Raw genomic sequence first — 19,878 nt, 5'->3', positions numbered from 1 at the left:
GCCAGCAGTGGGAGAGATTCTGATGAACGCCCCGGCCGAGCCGGCAGGCGCCGTCGCCTACGCTTCGGCGAGTGGGCTGCTCGGCAGCGTCTGGCTGCTGGTGGCGATCCCGCTGGCCAGTGCGGTGATCCTGCTGCTGCTGGGCCGGCGGGCCGACCGCTGGGGACACTGGCTCGGAGTGGCCGCGGTCGGCGCGTCCTTCGTGCTCGGCCTGACCTACTTCTTCCAGCTACGTGGCCTGGAGAACAAGTCGGTCGAGCGGAGCCTGTGGGACTTCATCGCCGTCGGTGACTTCAAGGTGGACTTCGGTCTGCTGTTCGACCCGCTGGCCGCAGTGTTCGTCCTGCTCATCACCGGGGTGGGCTTCCTGATCCACCTGTACGCGGTCGAGTACATGGCGCACGACGAGGGCCGGCGGCGGTTCTTCGCCTACTTCAACCTGTTCGTCGCCGCGATGCTCCTGCTGGTGCTCGGCAACAACTACGTGATGCTGTACTTCGGCTGGGAGGGCGTCGGCCTGGCGTCGTACCTGCTGATCTCCTTCTGGTACGGCCGGCCGAGCGCGGCCACCGCCGGCAAGAAGGCGTTCCTGATGAACCGGGTCGGCGACGCCGGCTTGGCCATCGGCATCTTCATCATGTTCGCCACCCTCGGCACCACCCAGTACGACGAGGTGTTCAACGGGGTCGGCTCGCTGACCGCGACCACCGTGCTGGTGCTCGGCCTGCTGCTGCTGCTCGGGGCGACCGGCAAGTCCGGCCAGTTCCCGCTCCAGGCGTGGCTGCCGGACGCGATGGAGGGCCCGACCCCGGTGTCGGCGCTCATCCACGCCGCCACCATGGTCACCGCGGGCGTCTACCTGATCGCCCGGTCCAACCCGATCTTCTCGGCCAACTCGACGCTCCAGCTCGTGGTGGTCAGCGTCGGCGCGCTGACCCTGCTGATCGGCTGCATCATCGGCGCGGCCAAGGACGACATCAAGCGGGTGCTGGCCTGGTCGACGGTGAGCCAGATCGGCTACATGTTCGTCGGCGTCGGCCTCGGCGGCGGGGCGTACGCGCTGGCCATCGTGCACCTGCTGGCGCACGGCTTCTTCAAGGCCAACATGTTCCTCGGCGCCGGCTCGGTCATGCACGGCATGAACGACCAGGTGGACATCCGCCGATTCGGCGGGCTGGCCAAGCACATGAAGGTCACCTGGCTCACGTTCATGATGGGCTGGCTCGCCATCATCGGCATGTTCCCGTTCTCCGGCTTCTTCTCGAAGGAGCCGATCATCGTGGCCGCCTTCGAGCGGGAGGACTGGACGGCCTGGCTCTTCGGCGGGGCCGCGCTGCTCGGGGCCGGGCTCACCGCGTTCTACATGACCCGGCTGTTCGTGCTCACCTTCCACGGCCCGAAGCGGTGGACCGAGGACATCGAGCACCCGCACGAGTCGCCCAAGCTGATGACGATCCCGCTGATCCTGCTCGCCCTGGGCTCGGTCGGCGCCGGCTTCCTGCTCTCCACGTCCGTGCCACAGTGGCTGGAGGCGACCGCCGGGCTGGGCGGCCACGAGGCGGGCCAGCACGAGGCCGTCCTCGCGCACTGGATGATCACGGCGCTCTCGCTGCTGGTCACGGTCGCCGGGGCGGGGCTGGCCTGGTTCCTGTTCCGCAACGGCACGGCCACCGAGCCGCAGCCGGCGGGTGTGCTGGTCACCGCCGCCCGGCGCAACCTCTACACGGACGCCGTCAACGAGGCGGTCTTCGAGAAGCCGGGGATCTTCCTCACCCGGGCGCTGGTCTTCCTCGACAACCGGGGCGTCGACGGGCTGGTCAACGGCCTGGCCGCCGCGGTGGGCGGGGGCTCGGGCCGGCTCCGGCGGCTGCAGACCGGATTCGTCCGGTCGTACGCGACGTCCATCCTGGCCGGCGCGCTGCTGGTGGTGGCGGCGTTCATGGCCGTGCAGGCGGGGTGGCTGGCGTGATCGACCTCTCTACGGCCGCCCCCGCCGGCGGACCACGCAGTGACGACGGAGGTAAGGCCGCATAATGTCCAACTTCCCGTTCCTCTCGGTGCTGACCGTGGCGCCGCTGGTCGGCGCGCTGGTCGTGGCCGTCCTGCCGCGCCGCCGGCCGGACCTGGCCAAGCAGGTGGCCCTCGGGTGGTCGCTGCTGGTGCTGGTGCTGTCGGTGGTCATGTGGGTCAGCTTCAAGACCGGCGGTGACCGGCTCCAGTTCCGCGAGTCGTACACCTGGATCCCGCAGTGGGACGCCCGGTTCACCTTCGCCGCCGACGGCATCGCGCTGGTGATGCTGATGCTGATCGCGGTGCTGGTGCCGCTGGTGATCCTGGCGTCCTGGCACGACGCCGAGTCGTCGAAGCGCTCGGTGCCGGTCTACTTCGCCCTGCTGCTCATCCTCGAGAGCACGATGATCGGCGTCTTCGCCGCCGCCGACGTCTTCCTGTTCTACGTGTTCTTCGAGGTCATGCTCGTGCCGATGTACTTCCTCATCGGCAGCTACGGCGGGCACCAGCGGCAGTACGCGGCCGTGAAGTTCTTCCTCTACTCGCTGGTCGGCGGCCTGTTCATGCTGGCCGCGGTGATCGGCCTCTGGGTCGTCGGTGGGAAGACCTTCGACTGGCAGGCGCTGACCCAGGTGGACATCTCCACCGGCACGGGGCGCTGGCTGTTCCTCGGGTTCTTCCTCGCCTTCGCGATCAAGGCGCCGTTCTTCCCGTTCCACACCTGGCTTCCGGACGCCGGTGGCGCGGCCCCGGCCGGGGCCGCCGCGCTGCTGGTCGGCGTGCTGGACAAGGTCGGCACCTTCGGCATCCTGCGGTACTGCCTGCCGCTGTTCCCGGAGGCGTCGAAGTGGTTCGCCCCCTGGGCGCTGGCGCTCGGGGTGATCGGCATCATCTACGCGGCGCTGCTCGCGGTCGGCCAGAACGACCTGAAGCGGCTGGTGTCGTACACCTCGATCGCGCACTTCGGGTTCATCGGGGTCGGCATCTTCGCCTTCACCACCCAGGCCGGCACCGGCGCGGTGCTCTACATGCTCAACCACGGCCTCGCCACCGGGCTGCTCTTCCTGGTGGTGGGGATGCTGGTGGCCCGGCGCGGATCGGCACTGATCAGCGACTTCGGCGGCGCGGGCAAGCTGGTGCCGCTGCTGGCCGGGGTGCTCTTCTTCGCCGGTCTGGCCTCGCTGGCGCTGCCCGGCACCGCACCGTTCGTCTCCGAGTTCCTGGTGCTGATCGGTACCTTCACGGTGAACAAGCCGGTGGCGGTGATCTCCACGCTCGGCATCATCCTGGCCGCCGCGTACGTGCTGTGGATGGTGCAGCGCACCACCCAGGGCACCCTCAATCCGGCCCTGGTCGAGATCGAGCCGATGCGCCGCGACCTCAGCCTGCGCGAGAAGTTCGTGGTCGCGCCGCTGATCGCGCTGATCGTGCTGCTCGGCTTCTACCCCAAGCCGGTCACCGATGTCATCAACCCCGCCGTCCGGGCCACCATGGAGGACGTCGGCAGGACCGATCCCGCCCCTGAGGTCGGCAGCGTCCAGGAGGCCGCGAAATGACCGAGCTGAAGTTGCCGTCGATCGACTACACGGCGCTCGCTCCGATCCTGATCATGCTCGGTGCCGCCCTGCTGGGCGTGCTGGTCGAGGCCTTCGTGCCCCGCAGGCAGCGTCACCTGGTGCAACTGTCCCTGGGCCTGCTGGCGGTGCTCGCCGCCCTGGTGATGGTGATGGTGAACGCCGACGAGCGGCTGATCACGGCGGGCGGGGCGATCGCCGTGGACGGGCCCACGCTGTTCCTCCAGGGCGCGATCCTGGTCCTCGCCGCGATGGCGCTGCTGCTGATCGGTGAGCGTTCGGTGGAGCGGGGCGGGGCGTTCGTCGCCCAGGCTGCGGTCACCGCCGAGTCGCCCGATGACCGGCGGCAGGCCGAGGGCAGCAACGGGGCGACCGAGGTCTACCCGCTGACCAGCTTCGCGATCGGCGGCATGCTGATCTTCGTGGCGGCGAACGACCTGCTGACCATGTTCATCGCCCTTGAGGTCTTCTCGCTGCCGCTCTACCTGCTCTGCGCGCTGGCCCGCCGCCGGCGGCTGCTGAGCCAGGAGGCGGCCATGAAGTACTTCCTGCTCGGCGCGTACGCCTCGGCGTTCTTCCTCTTCGGCGTGGCCCTGGTGTACGGGTTCACCTCGGGCATCCCGGGCCGGCCGGCGGGCGTCGACTTCGCCACCATCCACGCCGCGGTGAGCGGGTCCCCGGCCAGCAAGGTGCTGCTCTTCGCCGGCATGGCGCTGCTCGCCATCGGGCTGCTGTTCAAGGCCGCCGCCGCGCCGTTCCACGTCTGGACCCCGGACGTGTACCAGGGCGCCCCGACGCCGGTCACCGGCTTCATGGCGGCCTGCACCAAGGTCGCCGCGTTCGGCGCCCTGCTGCGGGTGTTCCACGTGGCGTTCTCCGGGGCGGCGTGGGACTTCACCCCGGTCCTCGGCGCGATCGCGGTGCTGACCATGCTGGTCGGCGCGGTGCTGGCGGTGACCCAGACCGACATCAAGCGGCTGCTGGCGTACTCGTCGATCGCGAACGCCGGGTACCTGCTCGTCGGGGTGCTCGCGCCGAGCAAGGACGGGCTCTCCGGCACGATGTTCTACCTGGTCGCGTACGGGTTCTCGGTGCTCGCCGCGTTCGCGGTGGTGACCCTGGTCCGGGACGCCGACGGGGAGGCCACCCACCTGTCCCGCTGGGCCGGGCTGGGCCGGCGCTCGCCGTTCTTCGCGGCGATCTTCACCTTCCTCCTGCTGGCCTTCGCCGGCATCCCGCTGACCAGCGGGTTCATGAGCAAGTTCGCCATCTTCGCCCCGGCGCTGGACGCCGGCCACGCGTGGCTGGTGGTGGCCGGCGTGCTGACCAGCATGGTGCTGGCGTTCCCGTACCTGCGGGTCGTGGTGATGATGTGGCTGTCCGAGCCGGGCGAGTCCACCCCGACGGTCACCACGCCGGGCGGGCTCACCTCGGCGGCCCTCATGATCGGCGTGCTGGCCACCCTGGTGCTGGGCGTCGTCCCGGGCCCGCTGCTCGATCTCGCAAACGGTGCGGCTGAATTCGTACGATGACCGACCTTTCCCGGCGACGGGGCCGGCACACGACCGTGTGCCGGCCCCGTCGCCGTATCCCCCGTCCGGAGCAGGTCGAACGGGTGTGGCATGGTGGATAGCGTGGTGATTTCGGCTGGCGAGCGTTCAGGTGCCACCGGCTCCGCTCGGCGGAGTCGGGCGAGCATTGGTCAGTTCGGCGCGCTCGGCCTGCAGTTGGCCGATCCCTGCGTCGAGGCGTCCGTGCTGGGCCTGCTGGAGTCCGTCGAGGCGGAGCTGCGGGCCTCGGTGGCGAGCGCCGACCCGTTGGTGACCGAGGCCGCCCGGCACCTGGTGGACGCCGGCGGGAAGCGGTTCCGCCCGCTGTTGGTCGCCCTGGGCGCCCAGTTCGGCGACCCGACGGGCCCGCAGGTCGTCCCCGCCGCCGTGGTGATGGAACTCACCCACCTGGCGACCCTTTACCACGACGACGTGATGGACGAGGCCGCCGTGCGCCGGGGCGCGCCGAGCGCCAACTCGCGCTGGACGAACTCGGTGGCGATCCTGGTCGGCGACTACCTGTTCGCCCGCGCCGCGGACCTCGCCGCCGACCTCGGCACCGAGGCGGTGCGCCTCCAGGCCCGCACGTTCGCCCGGCTGGTGCACGGCCAGATCGCCGAGACGGTCGGTCCCCGCGACGGGCAGGACCCGGTCGACCACTACCTGCACGTGATCGCGGGGAAGACCGGCTCGCTGATCGCCACCTCGGCCCGGTTCGGCGGCATGTTCGGCCAGGCTCCCGCTGCGCACACCGAGGCCCTGGCCAAGTACGGCGAGACCATCGGCGTGGCCTTCCAGCTCTCCGACGACCTGCTGGACATCGCCAGCGAGTCGGAGCAGTCGGGCAAGACCCCCGGCACGGACCTGCGCGAGGGGGTGCCGACGCTGCCGGTGCTCTACGCGCTCGCCTCGGACGACTCCGACGCCGCCTCGGTGCGGCTGCGGGAGATCCTGGCCACCGGCCCGCTCGTGGACAACGACCTGCACGCCGAGGCCCTCGGTCTGCTCCGCGAGTCCCCCGCCCTGAAGCGGGCCCGGGAGACGGTCCGCAGCTACGCCGAGGACGCGCGCGGGCAGCTCGCCCCGCTCCCGGGCGGGGCGACCCGCCGGGCCCTCGAATCGCTCTGCGACTTCATCGCCGACCGCACGAGCTGACCCCCGTCAGCGGGCGCGCAGCATGCGGGCCGCCGTGAGCATCAGGGCGGCCGAACCGAGCATGGCCGTCGCCGCCGCGAGCCACATCGACGGGTAGCCGAAGGCGGTGGCGGTCGCGCCGAGCGCCAGCGGGCCGAGGCAGCCACCGGCGTACACCCCGGTCTGGGTGATCGAGGTGGCGGCGGCCGGGGCCTGCGGATGCAGCCGGGCCACCGCGAAGGTCATCAGCCCGGGCCAGGCCCAGCCCAGGCCGAAGCCGAGCACCACGCCCGCCACGAGCGGCACCGGCCCGGTCAGCGCCAGCAGCACCAGCCCCAGTGCGCCGACGACGAGCATGCCGGCGATGACCGCCACGTGGCCGCCGTCCCGGCGGTCGGCGAGGGCGCCGAGGCCGATCCGGGCGGCCACGCAGACCACGCTGCCGAGGGTCAGGGTCAGCCCGGCCAGGCTCGGCGAGAGCCCACGGCCGACGGCCGAGTCGACCAGGAAGGTGCCCAGCGCGTTCGCGGCGGCCGCCGCCAGCGTCGCGGCGACCCCGACCACTATCAGGGCCCCCGTCGCCCCACCGGCCCGCCGGTCGCCGGTCGGCCGTCCCGGGCGGGCCTCCCGCGCCGGTACGAGCGGCAGCGCGGACAGCGCGGCGACCGTGCCCGCCACGAAGGCCCACCGCCAGCCGGCGGTCACCGCGACGGCCGGCACCGCCAGGCCGGCCAGCAGGGTGGAGAGCGGGACGGCCGCCTGCTTCACCCCGAACGACAGCCCCTGCCGGTGCGGCGGTACGTGCCGGACCAGCGCCGCGTTGCTGGCGAGCTGTCCCAGGGCGTTGGCGGCGGCGCCGAGCGCCAGCAGCACGACCAGCATCGGGTACGACCGGGCCAGCACCGCCACGGCCAGCATGGACCCGGCGGAGAGCAGGATGCCGGCGCGGGCCACCACGGCCGGGCCGAGCCGCTCCACGAGGGCACCGGAGGGCACCGAGGCGAGCGCGCTGACGCCGAAGTACACGGACACGACCAGGCCCAGCCCGGTCGGGGAGAAGCCCAGGTCCGCACCCATCTGCACGGCAAGGCCGCCGACCAGGAAGACGGGCAGGACGCAGGCGACGGTGGTGGCGACCGCCCCCGCGCCGGCCCGGAGGGGACGGCGGGCGGCGGCCGGTGACGCGGGGTGCAGGGCGGTACGGGTCATGGTCCCGCAAACCTACGCGAGCCCACCTCGGACAACTCACCGTGTCGCTCAGGGCACTGACCGTTTAAGATGATCTGGCATCGTCGATCCGAACAGGCATTTCGCCGGACGCCTGGATTTCATATGGTGTAACTCCCCGGTGGCGGAGGTGGTTGTGCGCGACCCCTTGGCGGAACCTTCGGATCTCATCCGGAGTGTGTCCCGCGCCCTACGCGTGCTCGAATCGGTCGGTCGTGCCCCGAAGGGGTTGACCGTCAAGCAGATCGCGCGGCGCTGCGAGCTGACCGTGGCCACCACCTACCACCTGGTCCGCACCCTGGCGTACGAGGGCTATGTGATCCGCCGGGAGGACGGCACGTACATCGTCGGGCTGGAGATCGCCGACCGGTACCGCGAGCTGGTCACCGCGTTCCGGGGGCCGGCGCCGGTCGGCGAGTGCCTGCGGCGGGCGGCCCTGGACACCGGCTACAGCCACTACCTGGGCCGGTTCGTCGGCGGCCAGGTGGCGATCACCGCCGTCGCCGAGGGGCACCGCTCGCCGTACCTCGAGGACATGGTCCCGGGCTTCGACGAGGGGGCGCACGCCACCGCGCTCGGCAAGGCCCTGCTGGCCACCCTCACGGCCGAGCAGCGCTTCCGCTACCTGCGGGAGTACGGCATGCGCCCGTTCACCAACGCCACCCTGACCAGCCCCGAGGCGTTCGAGGCGGACCTGGCGGCCGGCGACCGGCGCGGGATGCAGCTCGAACTGAGCCAGTTCCGGCAGGGCGTGGCGTGCGCCGCGGTGCTGGTCACCCCGGACAAGGACCTGGAACGCCGGATGGTGCTGGCCTGTGCGCTGCCGGCCAGCGAGATGATGACCTCCGCCCGGGTGGTCCGGGCCAAGTTGCTCACCGTCGCCCGCGCCGTCGCCGACGCCGCCGTCGCCGAGGGCTGAGACGACAGGACCCCCTCCCGGGTGGGAGGGGGCCGCCGTGCGCGCCGTCGCCGGTCAGCTGCCGATCGGGCCGCCGTCCAGCCGCCAGGTGACCACCACGCCGGGCTTGGCGTAGTCGCCGTCCGGCCAGGTGGAGGCCGGGTTCTCCACCGAGGCTCCGGTGATCTCACCCGGGTGCTGCACCGCCACGAACACCGACCGGTTGTCGCCGGTGATGAACGGTCCGCAGGTCTCCGCGCCGAGCGGCACGGTCAGGAACTGCTTGAGGTGCCCCCGCTCCGGGCCCTCGACGGCAGTGGCGAACAGGCCGTCGTTGCTGCCCAGCGCGTTGCCGTCGGTGGAGATCCAGAGGTTGCCCGTGGCGTCGAAGGCGACGTTGTCCGGGCAGGAGATCGGGGAGACCTTCGCCTTGTCGTACCCGGCGAAGTGGGTGGACGGGTCGGCCGGATCGCCGCAGACGATCGGCAGCGACCAGGCGAACGTCTCCGCCGCGTTGTTGTTGCCGTCCTCGACCAGCTCCAGCACCTGGCCGTGCTTGTTGAGGTTGCGCGGGTTGGCCTCGTCGGCCGCAGCCTTGCCCGCCTTGCCGCGGTCGGTGTTGTTGGTCAGCGCCACGTACACCTTGCCGGTGAGCAGGCTCGGCTCGACGTCCTCCGGGCGGTCCATCTTCGTCGCACCGACCTTGTCCCCGGCCAGCCGGGTGAAGGTGAGCACGTCTGCGGCGGTCATTCCGTCGACGTACGACCGGTTGCCGCTGACCAGCCTGATCCAGCGGCCCCGGCCGTTGAACGCCCCGTCGGCGGGCAGCGCGCCCGACCCGTCGATCTCGGCGGCCGAGTTGCCTTCGAGCTGGGCCACGTACAGGGTGCCGGACTCCAGCAGGGTCAGGTTGTGCCTGCGGGCCACCGACGAGTCGCCGGCCATGAACTTCCTGTCCGAGACGAACTTGTACAGGTAGTCGAACCGCTCGTCGTCGCCCATGTACGCGACCACCCGGCCGTCGCGCGCCACGATGACGTTCGCGCCCTCGTGCTTGAACCGGCCCAGTGCGGTGTGCTTGCGCGGCCGGCTCTCCGGGTCGAACGGGTCGATCTCGACGACCCACCCGAACCGGTGTGCCTCGTTGGGGTGCTTCGCCAGGTCGAAGCGTTCGTCGGCGCGGTCCCACCTGCGGTTGCCGCTCGGATACCGGTCGGTGGTGTTGATGCCGTACCGGGCCAGCCTCGGCCTCAGCTCCTCCGGCACGCCGTCGCCGCCGACGAAGTACTGGTTGAAGTTCTCCTCGCCGGAGAGCACGGTGCCCCACGGGGTGACGCCGCCCGCGCAGTTGTTCAGCGTGCCGACGACCGTGCGGCCCTTCGGGTCGGCGGCGGTCCTCAGCCACGCCGAGCCGGCGGCCGGGCCGGTCAGCTCGAACCTGGTGGCCAGCGCGGTGACCCGCCGGTTGTACGGCCGCCGACCGTCCCCGACCGGCCGCCACTGCCCGGTGCCGTCGACCCGCTCCAGCTCGACCACGCTCATCCCGTGCGCCGCCATGGCGACCCTCACCTGCTCGACGGTGAGCGCGTCCAGGCCGGTGAAGCCGGGGAACATCAGGTCCTCGTTGGTGTACTCGTGGTTGACCACGAGCAGCGCCCGCCGGCCCCGCTTGTCCAGCGGCAGCACGCCGACGAAGTCGTTGTTGTAGCCGAACTGCTTTGCCTGCTTGGCGGCGGTCTGCCGGTACGGGTCGAACTCCGGCGCGCCCGGCACCACCGGGTCGCCCCAGCGGATCACCACGGCGTGGTCGTACCCGTTGGGGACCACCAGCGTGTCGAGCTTGTTCGGCGGGATCGGCTTGAAGGTCAGCGCGCCGCTGCCCACGCCGCCCGGCGGGCGGCCGAACCCGGTGGCCTCCGGCACGACCGGGGCGGCCGGCGCGGCGGACGCGGCGCCCGCCCCGGCCAGCGCACCGGCGGCGGCGCCGCCGAAGCCGAGGACGAGCGCACCCACCGCGCCGGCCCGGACCACGCCGCGGCGGGACACCTCGGCGTCGACCACGTCGCCGAAGTACGGGTTGCCCGAGGAGTTGGGCACCGGGTGGTCACAGGCGTTGCCGCACCGGTACAGACAGGTCATGGCGTCACGGCTGCCGTGGCGCGCGGCGCCCAGCAGGGGAAGCAGCCGGGGACGGTCGCTCATCGGGAGTGCCTCCTGGAGGGAAGTGCGGGGCACGCCGGGATCAACCGTCCGACGTGCGTACCCGGCGGACGCTAGGAGGACGCGGTGAGCGCGGGCCGGCCCGAACGTGAACCGGGCGTGAACACCTGCGCCGGGTGCGCCCGTCGGCCTGCGGGATGAACCGATCGGGGCCGCCGGACGTACTTTCGGGCGAAGGCGTCGCCGGGCCACCGGCGGCGCGACCGCTGGACTCCCCGACGCCCGAGGAGGCCGCCATCAGCGACCACGACGCCCGACTGCTGCGCGCCCTGCACGACGCGCACGCCGACGCGCTCCACGCGCACGCCCTGCGGCTGGTCAACGGCGACCGGACCCGGGCCGAGGACCTGGTGCAGGAGACGCTGCTGCGGGCCTGGCGGCACCCGGAAGCGCTCGACCCGACGCGCGGCTCGGTGCGGGCCTGGCTGTTCACCACCGCCCGGAACCTGGCCATCGACGCCTGGCGGCGGCGCTCCACCCGGGTCGGCGAGGTCTACACCGACGAGCTGCCGGAGCCCTCGGAGGCGGTAGACGAGGCGGAGCGGGCGGTGGAGGCGTGGACGGTGGCCGAGGCGTTGAACCGGCTCAGCCCGACCCACCGGGAGGTGCTGATCGAGTGCTTCTACCAGGGACGCTCGGTGGCCGAGGCGGCGGCGCGGCTGGGCGTGCCACCCGGGACGGTCAAGTCCCGCACCCACTACGCGCTGCGCTCACTACGGTCGGCGCTGGCCGAGATGGGGGTGACCCGTTGACCCGCTGCGAGTTCGCCCACGACGACGGCGCGTACCTGCTGGGTGCGCTGGCCCCCGCCGAACGGGCCGCCTACGAGCGGCACCTGGCCGGCTGCGCCGCCTGCCGGGAGTCGGTGGCCGAGCTCGCCGCGCTGCCCGGGCTGCTCGGCCGGCTCGATCCGGCGGGGATGGTGCCGTCGCTGGAGCCGGCGGCCGAAACCTCCCGGGTGGACAGGCTGCTCGCCGCCGCGCGGGACCGCCGCCGCCGCGATCGCCGGGCCGCCGGCCGCCGGTACGTCGTGACCGCGCTGGCCGCCGCCGTGCTGGCGCTGCTCGCCGGGCTCGGCTCGGCCACCACCCGGCCGGCCGCCGAGGTCACCCCGACGCCGACCCCGCGGGTGCCGATGGCTGCCATGCGGACGGTCGCCGGCGCGGTGCCGGTGCACGCCGAGATCGGGCTGACCGGCACCCCGTGGGGCACCGAGGTCACCATGCGCTGCGGGTACGACCGGCGGGACGGACACCGGGAGGCGTACACCTTCCGGCTGGTGGCGCACGGCCCGGACGGCGCGACGGAGCAGATCGGCTCCTGGCTGGCCGCCCCCGGCGACGACCTGCGGTTCACCGGTGCCACCCACTTCACCGGCGGCGAACTGGTCCGCCTGGAACTCCTCCGCGCCGACGGCACCCCGATCCTCGCCTACGACACCCGCTGACCCCCAACCCCACCCCCGCGCTTTTGCAGTTGGGGCCGGGGCGAATCCGACTAACGCGGCGAACCGGGGGCGGCAAGTGCAAGACCGGCGGGGGTCGCGGCGCGGCGGGAACGGCGGGCATGGCGGAGGGCGTCCGTGGTGAAGACCACCAGGGCCAGCCAGACCAGGGCGAAGCCGGCCAGACGGGCCGGGGGCATCGGCTCGTGGAAGATCAGCACGCCGCAGCCGAGCTGGAGGATCGGCGCGACGTACTGGAGCATGCCCAGCGCGGTGAGCGGCAGCCGGTTGGCCGCGCCGGCGAAGAACAGCAGCGGGATGGCGGTCGCCGCCCCGGCGGACACCAGCAGCGCGGTGTGCCCGGCGGAGACGTGCCCGAACGCGGGGCCGCCGGTGGCGGCGAGCCAGCCGAGGTAGCCGAGGGCGGGCAGGGCCAGCACCGCCGACTCCACGAATAGACCCTCCGCCGCCGGCAGCCCGAGCCGCTTCTTGACCAGCCCGTAGGCGGCGAAGCTGACCGCCAGGGTGAGCGCCAGCCAGGGCAGCCGGCCGTAGTCGACGGTGAGCACGCCCACCGCCGCCGCGCCGATGCCCAGCGCCAGCCACTGGGCGGGGCGCAGCCGCTCGCGCAGCACGGTCACCCCGAGCAGCACCGACACCAGCGGGTTGATGAAGTAGCCGAGCGCGGTCTCCACCACCCGCTCGGAGTTGACCAGGTAGATGTAGGTGCCCCAGTTGAGGGCGATCAGCGCTGCTGCGGCGACGATCCCGGCCAGGGCCCGGGGGCGGCGGGCCAGCGCGCGCAGGAAGCCGACGTTGCGCAACGCGGCGAGCAGCAGCGTCACGAACACCACCGACCAGACGATCCGGTGCGCCAGGATCTCCAACGGCCCGGCCGGCTGGAGCAGCTTGAAGTAGAGCGGGAAGAATCCCCAGAGCAGGTACGCGCCGAGGCCGTAGAGGTATCCGAGGCGGAGCGGGGTCACCTGTCCACCGTAAGGGGTGAACCGGCCCTGGGTTCCTTTCCAGTGAGCTGGCTCACCCGCGCGTCGTACTCCATCCACCGGCCCGGGTCGACCGGGGTGAAGCCGACCTTCGCGTACACCTCGTGCGCGTCGGCGGTGGCCAGCACGATCCGTCGTACGCCGAGCTCGGCCAGGTGGTCGCGGACCGCGCCGGCCAGCCAGGTGCCCAGCCCGTGCCCCCGGGCGACCCGGTCCACGTACACGTCGCAGAGCCAGGCGAAAGTCGCCCCGTCGGTGACCACCCGGGCCACGGCGACCTGGCGACCGTCCCCGGGGCGGTACACACCGAACGGCAGCGAGCCGGCGAACGCCCGCCCCACGGTCTCCCGGTCCCGCCCGAGCGCCCAGTACGCGTCGGTGCAGAGCCAGCGGTGCACCAGGTCGAGGTCGAGCCGGGCCGGGTCGGTGCTGAGCAGGTAACCGTCGTCGCGGGTCAAGGTGATCACGCCCCGACGCTAACCCCGCGGCTGTGGCCCCTCGCCAGCCAATTCCCGCCGACTGGCCTCACCGGCGACGCTCAGTCGCGGTCGAGCAGGACGCCCAGGAGCCAGGTGACGACGCCGACGAGGAGCGCGCCGAGCACCGCCGCCGGCCAGAAGCCGTCCACGTGGAACGGCAGCCCGGCCTCGCCCGCGATCCAGCTCGACAGCAGGAAGAGCAGGCCGTTCACCACCAGCGCGATCAGGCCGAGGGTCAGCAGGTAGAAGCCGCAGCCGACGGTCTTGATGACCGGCTGGAGCACGGCGTTCACGACGCCGAAGATCACGGCGACGAGGACCAGCGTGACGACCGCCTCGGTGGCCGAGCCCGTGTCGAGCGTGATGCCCGGGATGAGCAGGGTGGCCAGCCAGAAGGCCAGTGCCGTGCTGCCCAGCCGGATCAGTAGTCCCTTCAGGAAACCCATGGCCACGGATGGTGCCACGGACCCGCCACCGACGGAACCCGCGACCGGCCGGGTGGACCACGCCGGTTCAGCCCCGTCCCGGCCGGCCGACCAGTTGCGACTCGATCGGGGTGGGCGAGAGCAGCGCCCAACGCAGCGCCCGCCGGTTCACCACCGCCACCATGTCCTCCCGGATCCGGGTCAGCCAGTCCGCCGATCCGCCGAGGCCGAGCGCGGCCCCGGCGAGCGCGGCCTCGGCAGGGCTCAGCGGTTGCAGCACCACCAGGTCCGCCCGGCTCAACGGGTCGGCGTCGGCCGGGGTGAGGTCGTCCCGAACCACCAGGGTGGACTGCCAGGCCGGCACCGGCCCGGCGGACGGGGGCACCGGCCCGGCGTCCACCACGAGCAGCAACGGCCGCAGCGCAGAGGCGGGGCCGCCGCCCAGCGGCCGGCCGGTGGGCAGCACCGGGATCGACCCGTCGGGTGTGCCGACGCCCCGGACGAACCGCTCCCACGCCCGCGGCCGGGTCGTCTGCACCGCCACCCGGGCGCCCAGTGCCATCGCCCGCAGGGCCACCAACTGGGCGGCCCGGACCCCGCCGACCAGCATCAACCGGGTGCCCTCCGGCCGGAACAGGCGGATCGTCACGGCCTCGCCGCGCCGGTTGGCGCCCACCATCAGCCCGGCCTCGCCGACCGGCAGCTCCAGCGCGTCCACGGCGGCGGCGTCGACCGGGCTGCCCGGGACCGCCGGGGCGAGCGGCAACGTGCCGGCCAGCGCCGGAAGCTGTTGGCCGTCGAGCCGGTCCACGTCGCCGCCGGCCGAGTCCACCAGCCCCCGCAGGGCCTGCGCCGCCACGGACAGCTCGCCGAGCGTCCAGGCTGCCAGCCGTACGGTCAGCTCGGCCGGCGGCCCCGCGCCGTCGACGCCCGTGTGGGGGCCGACGCAGAGCGAGACCGTGGTCGCCGCCGCCGGCAGGACGAGCAGCCGGTGGACCAGCCGTCGCCCGCCGTCGGTGCGCACGTCCGGCACGCGGCACACCCGGAACGTGGTCTGCCACAGCGCCCCGGTGCGCACCGCCGGCCAGGACTCCAGCACGGGGTCGCCGTCGTCGCGGTGGGCCAGGTCCGCGAGTACGCGCAGTGTGGCGTGCGCGCCGAGCGGGCGGACGGTCACCGGCCCGAGCCGGCGGACGATCCGCCGGACCACGCCGGAGAGGGCGATCCGGAGGTCCTCGTCGGTCCACCCGACGACGCGCAGTACCCGGACCGCGAGCAGTGCCCGGTCCCGCCCCGCCAGTCGTCCCTCGGTGAGCTGCCGGTACGACGTCGCCACCGTGCCGCCGCCGGACGTGGCGGCCGGCGCGGGTGAGCCGGTGAACAGCAGCTGGAGCCGGACCGGGGGCAGCTCCGGCGAGGCCGGCGGCAGCAGCGTCGACGGCGCGGGGAGGCCGCGGGGGCCGTCGCCGAGCAGGTCGCCCGGGTCGCCGATCTCCAACACGGCGGTCAGCCCGCCTGCGTCGTCGATTACCGCGGCCGGGCCGCCGCCCAGCTCCGCCGCGCGCACCGCCGCGCCGGGGGAGAGCAGTGCCAGCAGGCCGTCCGGGCCGGCGGTGGGCGCCGGGGCGCGTCGTCGGCGGAGATGGCCGACGGCGACGCCGAACCAGCTGACCAGCCAGCGGCCCCGGATCCGCACCCACGAGCCCGCCAGCAGCGCCGCGGCCAGCAGCACGGCGACCCCGGTCGCCGCCGTGCCCCGGCCGAACCCGGCGGCGACCAGCGCCACCGCCACCTGTGAGGCGACCACCTGGCCGGCCCGCCGCCCGGCCGACGGTCGCGGGGCAGGTATCCACTGTGGGGGCAGCGGCTGCCGGTGCGCCGGCTGGTCCACAGCGGTGGTCATGGTCGTGCTGGCCGTCACCGCGCCTCCCCAGCGCTCGCCCGGCGACGCCGGGCGGAGTCGCGGCGTCGGTGCGGTCGGTGCCGCAGCGTCATCGTATGACTCCGGCCCGGCGCGGGAGACCCGCGGTTGTCCACAGGGGAGCGCGGCGGGGTAGCACAACAGCCACCGTGCGGCTACCGTCAGCGACGAGTTCGCTGAGTCCTCACCCGCACCGGCGCCGCCCGCCGGCGGGCGAGCGGCGCGTCCGCCACGGGCGCGGCCGACGGCCAGCCACCCATCGAGGAGACGAGGTGACGTCCGGGTGTCCCAGACCCAGGCAGAAGCCGCGGTGATGCAGCAGACCGCCGCGAAGTTCGAGCAGGTGGACCAGTCCCTGCAGGCCATGCTGACCGGCCTGCTGGCCGAGCTGGAGGTGTTGCAGCAGGCCTGGCGGGGTGCCGGTGGGCGCTCGTTCGAGCAGGTGAAGCGGCAGTGGTCGCAGGACCAGGCGGCGTTGCAGCGGGCGCTGCGGGAGACCGCGTCCGCCATCCGCACCGCCGGCCAGCAGTACGACGCCTCCGACAACGAGGCCGCCAGCCGGGTCGCCGGCACCAACCGCGGCATCCAGTTGCCGCTGTAGCACCTTCCCGGAAAGGGGATCATCCGATGGACCACGGTGTGCTGGTCGTCAACTTCGCCGCCCTGCATCAGGCCGGCGCGGACATCCAACGGGCGCTGAAGACGCTGGACGACCAACTCGGGCAGCTCGAACGGGACGCCGCGCCGCTGGTGGCGGGCTGGGACGGCGAGGCCCGGCAGGCGTACGAGCAGCGCCAGACCCGGTGGCGGTCCGCCTCGCAGGACCTCCAGGCGATGTTGCGCGACATCAAGCTCGCCGTCGACGACTCCGCGTCCGACTACCTCGACACCGAGAAGCGGAACGTCAACCTGTTCCAGTGAGCCGTCCCCGGCGGCGTCCGGCGGAAGTCGGGTGCCGCCGGGGATGTCCGGGCTGTCCTGCGGCGCTCCGGTTCGACGGGGTGCCGGGCGGGGGTCAGGGCGCCGGCCGCCAGCGTCGGCGCGCGGCCCGGGGGAGCACCACGGCAAGCAGCACCACGCCCGCCCCGGCGGCGCCGGTGACGGCGACGACGGCCAGCGCCCGGTCCCGGGCCGCCGCGCGTCGGGCCTGCCGGGCGAGCAGGGCGGGATCGGTCCGGTCCGCCGGCAGCGCCCCGACGCCACGCTTCCGGCCCGCCGGGCCCGCGCCGGTCTCGGTCACCGCCCGGTACGGGTTGAGCACCCCGGCGCCGTACCCGTCGCCCGAGCCGTCACCGGGGGCCGGATCGGCCGTCGCGACGATCCGCTGCGTCACCTGGGCGGCGGTCAGTTCCGGCCGGTACTCCCGGACGAGCGCCGCGGTGGCCGCCACGAACGGGGCGGCGTAGCTGGTGCCCTCGGCCCGGCGGTGGCCCTGCCCGGGCCCCGCCGTCAGCACCTCGCCGCCGGGGGCGACCAAGTCGACGTACGGGCCGGCCTGCGAGAAGTCGGCCCGTCGACCGTCGGGGCCGATCGCGCCCACGCCGAGCACCCCGTCGTACGCGGCCGGGTACGGGCGGGGGTTCCCGCCGTCGTGCAGGTTGCCGGCGGCGGCCACCACGACCACGTCCCGGTCCACCGCGTAGCGGACCGCCGCCCGGACGGCGGGGTGGTCGACGTACAGCACGAGGGAGAGATTGAGCACGTCGGCGTCGTGGTCGGCCGCCCAGCGGATCGCCCGGGCGAAGTCCGTCGCGCCGACCGTCCGCCCCGCTTCGCCTCCCTCGACGACCTGCTGCTCGCTGACCCGCACCGGCAGGATCCGGGCGCGGGGGGCGAGCCCCTGGAACGCGACGCCGGCACGCGGCACGGCGGCGATGACGCTCGCCACGCCGGTGCCGTGCCCGGCGCAGTCCCGGCTGCCGTCGCCCCCCGGGTCGAGGAAGTCGGCTCCGTCGAGGACCCGGCCGGCCAGTTGCGGGTGCCCCCGGTCCACCCCGGAGTCGATCACGGCGACGGTGATCCCGGCCCCCGTTGCCAGGGCGGCGAGCCGCTCGGGGGCGTACCGGCGCTGGGGCCAGGGGGTGGCCGCGATGGGCCGGACGGGCGCGAGCGGGGTGGCACACCCCGGCACCGCCGCTCCTCGGAGGCCCGCCAGGTCGATCCTGTTCGCCGCGCCCGCCGGCTCGGCCACGCGCGGTCCGCCTCCCTCGCCCACCGGGTCGACCGTGCCCGGCCGGTTAATCGGGGGCCACGGGTCGGCCACGCGCGTGGGAGTGGCGGGCAGCATGACCAACAGGGCCGCCGCCGCGGCGGCGAGGACCGGTCGCGCGGTGGGCCGGGGCATCGATCGCCTCCGTATCGTGTCGGCTCCGGAACAGGATGTTAGTCCCACCCGGATCGTCCGGCGGGGCGTCACCGGCCAGCCATTGTGATCTTGTTACCACCTTGTAGGTTGTACGCGATGCCTATGGCCTGTTCACGGGAGGAGAGGTGGCCGTGACCGACTGGGAGCCGGCTACCGAGGCCGAAGCGGCGATGCGGGATGCGCTCCGCGCCAACGACCAAGAGCTCTACTTCCGCGTGCTGGCCCGCACCGAGCTGCTGCTGCCGGTCTCCACGCAGGCGCTGGCCGGGCAGGCCCCGATGGGCTGGGGGACCTGGACCACGGGCGGGCGTACGCACGTGCTGGCGTTCACCTCGCCCGCCGCGTTGCAGGCCTGCCTGGGCGGGAACCCGGCGGCCAACCGCCGCAGTGCGTACGCCGATCTCGCCGTCGACTGGCCCAACCACGAGTGGTGGCTGGCGGTCAACCCGGGCCTGCCCATCGAGGGGTATCTTCCCGCCTGGTTCGTCTCCCAGCTGTCCCGGGGCGACGTGCGGCTGCCCGGCCGCACCATGGGCGCCCGGGCCCGCCTGGAACGCGCGGAGAACGTCGCCAGGACCAGGGCCACCGCGGTGGTGCCCGGCCGGGACGCCCCCACGTCGCCGGCGTCGAGCCTGCCGGAGCCGTCGGTCGCGGGACCACCACCGGGCCGCCCCACGGCCGAGCTGTCCGCTGCCGCCGAGGCGCCCACCGCCCCGCTGACCACCGCCCCGCTGACCACCGCCCCGCCGGAGCCGGTACTGCCCAACTCGGTCCCGCCCGCGCCGGTCCCGCCCGGGCCGTCGTACCGGTCGCCGGGCAGCGCGGGCGAGCCCGCCGCCGGCGGGCCGTACCGGGCCGGGGGCGTGTCCGGCCGACCGGGTCCCGCCGTGGCCGGAGGGCCGGACGACGCCGAGGCGACCCGCGCCGACGCCGCACCGTCCGGATCGGCGTGGCTGAACGTCTCCCGGCGGCGTACGCCCGATGCGCCCCCCATCGGCGAGGTGGCAGCGGGCGGGGGCGGGAACGGCCGGGCCCCCGAGCCTCCGGCGCCGCCCACCCCGCCCGCCTCCTTCTTCGAGCCGGCGTCCGGCCGGAGCCGAGCTGCCCGGCCGATCGGGGAGCCCCGTCGCCCCGCTGAGCGCGCCGCCCCGCCATCCCGGTTCGCCGGGGGTGGCCAGCCCTTCCCTCGGCGACGTCCGGCCTCGGACCCGGCCACCGAGCAACCGCCGCATGCCTTCCACCCGGCCGCACCCGCTGAGCCGTCGACGGTGGCGTTCCCGCCCGCCGGTGCGTTCCCGCCCGCGCCGCAGCCCGAGCCGTTTCGTCCCGGTGGCGTCGGCCCCGACGAGGTCACCCGGGCGTTTCGCCCCGACGGCGGTGGCTCGGAGGAGGTGACCCGGGCATTCCGGTCCGGGGACGTCGGGCCCGGAGAGCGGACGCAGGCCCTGCGTACCGGCGCCGCCGAGGAGGTCACCCGGGCGTTCCGGCCCGGGGAGGTGACCCCACCGGGTCCCGGCCCTGTCGACGCCGGGGACCCCACCCAGGCCCTGCGTCCCGGCGGCGGGGCACCGCCGCCGGCGGAGCCCGTCCGGGCGTTCCGGCCCGTCGCGCCGGCGGACGAGCCGAC

17 protein-coding genes are annotated in these 19,878 nt (G+C 73.9%); 10 read left to right on the top strand and 7 right to left on the bottom strand.

The window, feature by feature from the left end:
* The first annotated feature begins 22 nt into the window (after positions 1-22).
* The 4 genes from nuoL to ABT023_RS09170 all read left to right on the top strand — a co-directional run bounded on the left by nuoL (position 23) and on the right by ABT023_RS09170 (position 6,289).
* On the top strand, positions 23-1,969 hold the full coding sequence (gene nuoL / locus ABT023_RS09185) for an NADH-quinone oxidoreductase subunit L (protein WP_350883672.1): 1,947 nt from the start codon (positions 23-25) through the stop codon (positions 1,967-1,969).
* A gap of 64 nt (positions 1,970-2,033) precedes the next feature.
* The gene (locus ABT023_RS09180; RefSeq protein ID WP_350883379.1) at positions 2,034-3,566 is read left to right on the top strand and encodes an NADH-quinone oxidoreductase subunit M; all 1,533 of its coding nucleotides are present in this window, start codon (positions 2,034-2,036) and stop codon (positions 3,564-3,566) included.
* Positions 3,563-5,116 carry an NADH-quinone oxidoreductase subunit NuoN gene (gene nuoN, locus ABT023_RS09175; protein ID WP_350883377.1) on the top strand — a complete coding sequence of 518 codons (1,554 nt, stop codon included), beginning with the start codon at positions 3,563-3,565 and terminating at the stop codon, positions 5,114-5,116. Before ABT023_RS09180 ends, nuoN begins: the two co-directional genes overlap by 4 nt.
* A gap of 90 nt (positions 5,117-5,206) precedes the next feature.
* The gene (locus tag ABT023_RS09170) at positions 5,207-6,289 is read left to right on the top strand and encodes a polyprenyl synthetase family protein (RefSeq protein ID WP_350883375.1); all 1,083 of its coding nucleotides are present in this window, start codon (positions 5,207-5,209) and stop codon (positions 6,287-6,289) included.
* A 6-nt stretch (positions 6,290-6,295) separates the two neighbouring features.
* Here ABT023_RS09170 and ABT023_RS09165 read toward each other — a convergent pair whose 3' ends face one another.
* Positions 6,296-7,477: an MFS transporter gene (locus ABT023_RS09165; protein ID WP_350883373.1), complete on the bottom strand. Its 1,182-nt coding sequence runs from the start codon at positions 7,475-7,477 to the stop codon at positions 6,296-6,298.
* A 154-nt stretch (positions 7,478-7,631) separates the two neighbouring features.
* Here ABT023_RS09165 and ABT023_RS09160 point away from each other — a divergent pair, with 154 nt between their 5' ends.
* Positions 7,632-8,414 (top strand): IclR family transcriptional regulator, encoded by a 783-nt coding sequence (locus tag ABT023_RS09160; protein ID WP_350883671.1) that lies wholly within the window; start codon positions 7,632-7,634, stop codon positions 8,412-8,414.
* A gap of 54 nt (positions 8,415-8,468) precedes the next feature.
* Here the strand turns inward: ABT023_RS09160 and ABT023_RS09155 are convergent, their stop codons facing one another.
* Entirely contained in the window at positions 8,469-10,595 is a 2,127-nt protein-coding gene (locus ABT023_RS09155; protein ID WP_350883371.1) for a PhoX family protein, read from the bottom strand.
* A gap of 275 nt (positions 10,596-10,870) precedes the next feature.
* On the opposite strand from ABT023_RS09155, the gene ABT023_RS09150 reads away from it, so the two are divergent.
* Both ABT023_RS09150 and ABT023_RS09145 read left to right on the top strand, forming a co-directional pair.
* Positions 10,871-11,365: a sigma-70 family RNA polymerase sigma factor gene (locus tag ABT023_RS09150; protein ID WP_350883669.1), complete on the top strand. Its 495-nt coding sequence runs from the start codon at positions 10,871-10,873 to the stop codon at positions 11,363-11,365.
* Complete coding sequence (locus ABT023_RS09145; protein WP_350883369.1) at positions 11,362-12,060, top strand: anti-sigma factor family protein; 699 nt, start codon at positions 11,362-11,364, stop codon at positions 12,058-12,060. Before ABT023_RS09150 ends, ABT023_RS09145 begins: the two co-directional genes overlap by 4 nt.
* A gap of 50 nt (positions 12,061-12,110) precedes the next feature.
* Here ABT023_RS09145 and rarD read toward each other — a convergent pair whose 3' ends face one another.
* The 4 genes from rarD to eccE form a co-directional block, all read right to left on the bottom strand.
* Positions 12,111-13,043 (bottom strand): EamA family transporter RarD, encoded by a 933-nt coding sequence (gene rarD / locus ABT023_RS09140; protein WP_350883367.1) that lies wholly within the window; start codon positions 13,041-13,043, stop codon positions 12,111-12,113.
* Positions 13,040-13,528 carry a GNAT family N-acetyltransferase gene (locus tag ABT023_RS09135; RefSeq protein WP_350883365.1) on the bottom strand — a complete coding sequence of 163 codons (489 nt, stop codon included), beginning with the start codon at positions 13,526-13,528 and terminating at the stop codon, positions 13,040-13,042. Before ABT023_RS09135 ends, rarD begins: the two co-directional genes overlap by 4 nt.
* A 71-nt stretch (positions 13,529-13,599) precedes the next feature.
* On the bottom strand, positions 13,600-13,986 hold the full coding sequence (locus ABT023_RS09130; protein ID WP_350883363.1) for a phage holin family protein: 387 nt from the start codon (positions 13,984-13,986) through the stop codon (positions 13,600-13,602).
* Positions 13,987-14,053: 67 nt separating this feature from the next.
* The gene (gene eccE / locus ABT023_RS09125) at positions 14,054-15,886 is read right to left on the bottom strand and encodes a type VII secretion protein EccE (protein ID WP_350883361.1); all 1,833 of its coding nucleotides are present in this window, start codon (positions 15,884-15,886) and stop codon (positions 14,054-14,056) included.
* 283 nt (positions 15,887-16,169) lie between these two features.
* Between eccE and ABT023_RS09120 the strand changes: the two genes are divergently transcribed.
* The gene (locus ABT023_RS09120) at positions 16,170-16,487 is read left to right on the top strand and encodes a WXG100 family type VII secretion target (protein ID WP_350883359.1); all 318 of its coding nucleotides are present in this window, start codon (positions 16,170-16,172) and stop codon (positions 16,485-16,487) included.
* A 26-nt stretch (positions 16,488-16,513) separates the two neighbouring features.
* Positions 16,514-16,807: a WXG100 family type VII secretion target gene (locus tag ABT023_RS09115; RefSeq protein WP_350883357.1), complete on the top strand. Its 294-nt coding sequence runs from the start codon at positions 16,514-16,516 to the stop codon at positions 16,805-16,807.
* A 94-nt stretch (positions 16,808-16,901) separates the two neighbouring features.
* Here the strand turns inward: ABT023_RS09115 and mycP are convergent, their stop codons facing one another.
* Positions 16,902-18,230, bottom strand: a complete 1,329-nt coding sequence (gene mycP, locus ABT023_RS09110; protein WP_502890624.1) for a type VII secretion-associated serine protease mycosin — start codon at positions 18,228-18,230, stop codon at positions 16,902-16,904.
* Between the two features lie 152 nt (positions 18,231-18,382).
* Here mycP and ABT023_RS09105 point away from each other — a divergent pair.
* On the top strand, positions 18,383-19,878 hold a 1,496-nt coding region (locus ABT023_RS09105), incomplete at its 3' end, for an SseB family protein (RefSeq protein ID WP_350883355.1).

The sequence above is a fragment of the Micromonospora sp. NPDC002296 genome (genome assembly GCF_040296145.1).
Taxonomy (GTDB): Bacteria; Actinomycetota; Actinomycetes; order Mycobacteriales; family Micromonosporaceae; genus Micromonospora.
Note: the sequence above shows the minus strand (reverse complement) of the source record. Positions and strands in the feature narration are given on the sequence as shown.

What these genes read in the sequence shown, in the direction of transcription:
- ABT023_RS09170 (WP_350883375.1), top strand. Translation starts at nt 5,207, where the DNA reads ATGGTGGATAGCGTGGTGATTTCGGCTGGCGAGCGTTCAGGTGCCACC.
- ABT023_RS09130 (WP_350883363.1), bottom strand. Translation starts at nt 13,986, where the DNA reads ATGGGTTTCCTGAAGGGACTACTGATCCGGCTGGGCAGCACGGCACTG.
- ABT023_RS09155 (WP_350883371.1), bottom strand. Translation starts at nt 10,595, where the DNA reads ATGAGCGACCGTCCCCGGCTGCTTCCCCTGCTGGGCGCCGCGCGCCAC.
- ABT023_RS09165 (WP_350883373.1), bottom strand. Translation starts at nt 7,477, where the DNA reads ATGACCCGTACCGCCCTGCACCCCGCGTCACCGGCCGCCGCCCGCCGT.
- mycP (WP_502890624.1), bottom strand. Translation starts at nt 18,230, where the DNA reads ATGCCCCGGCCCACCGCGCGACCGGTCCTCGCCGCCGCGGCGGCGGCC.
- ABT023_RS09180 (WP_350883379.1), top strand. Translation starts at nt 2,034, where the DNA reads ATGTCCAACTTCCCGTTCCTCTCGGTGCTGACCGTGGCGCCGCTGGTC.
- nuoL (WP_350883672.1), top strand. Translation starts at nt 23, where the DNA reads ATGAACGCCCCGGCCGAGCCGGCAGGCGCCGTCGCCTACGCTTCGGCG.
- ABT023_RS09115 (WP_350883357.1), top strand. Translation starts at nt 16,514, where the DNA reads ATGGACCACGGTGTGCTGGTCGTCAACTTCGCCGCCCTGCATCAGGCC.
- nuoN (WP_350883377.1), top strand. Translation starts at nt 3,563, where the DNA reads ATGACCGAGCTGAAGTTGCCGTCGATCGACTACACGGCGCTCGCTCCG.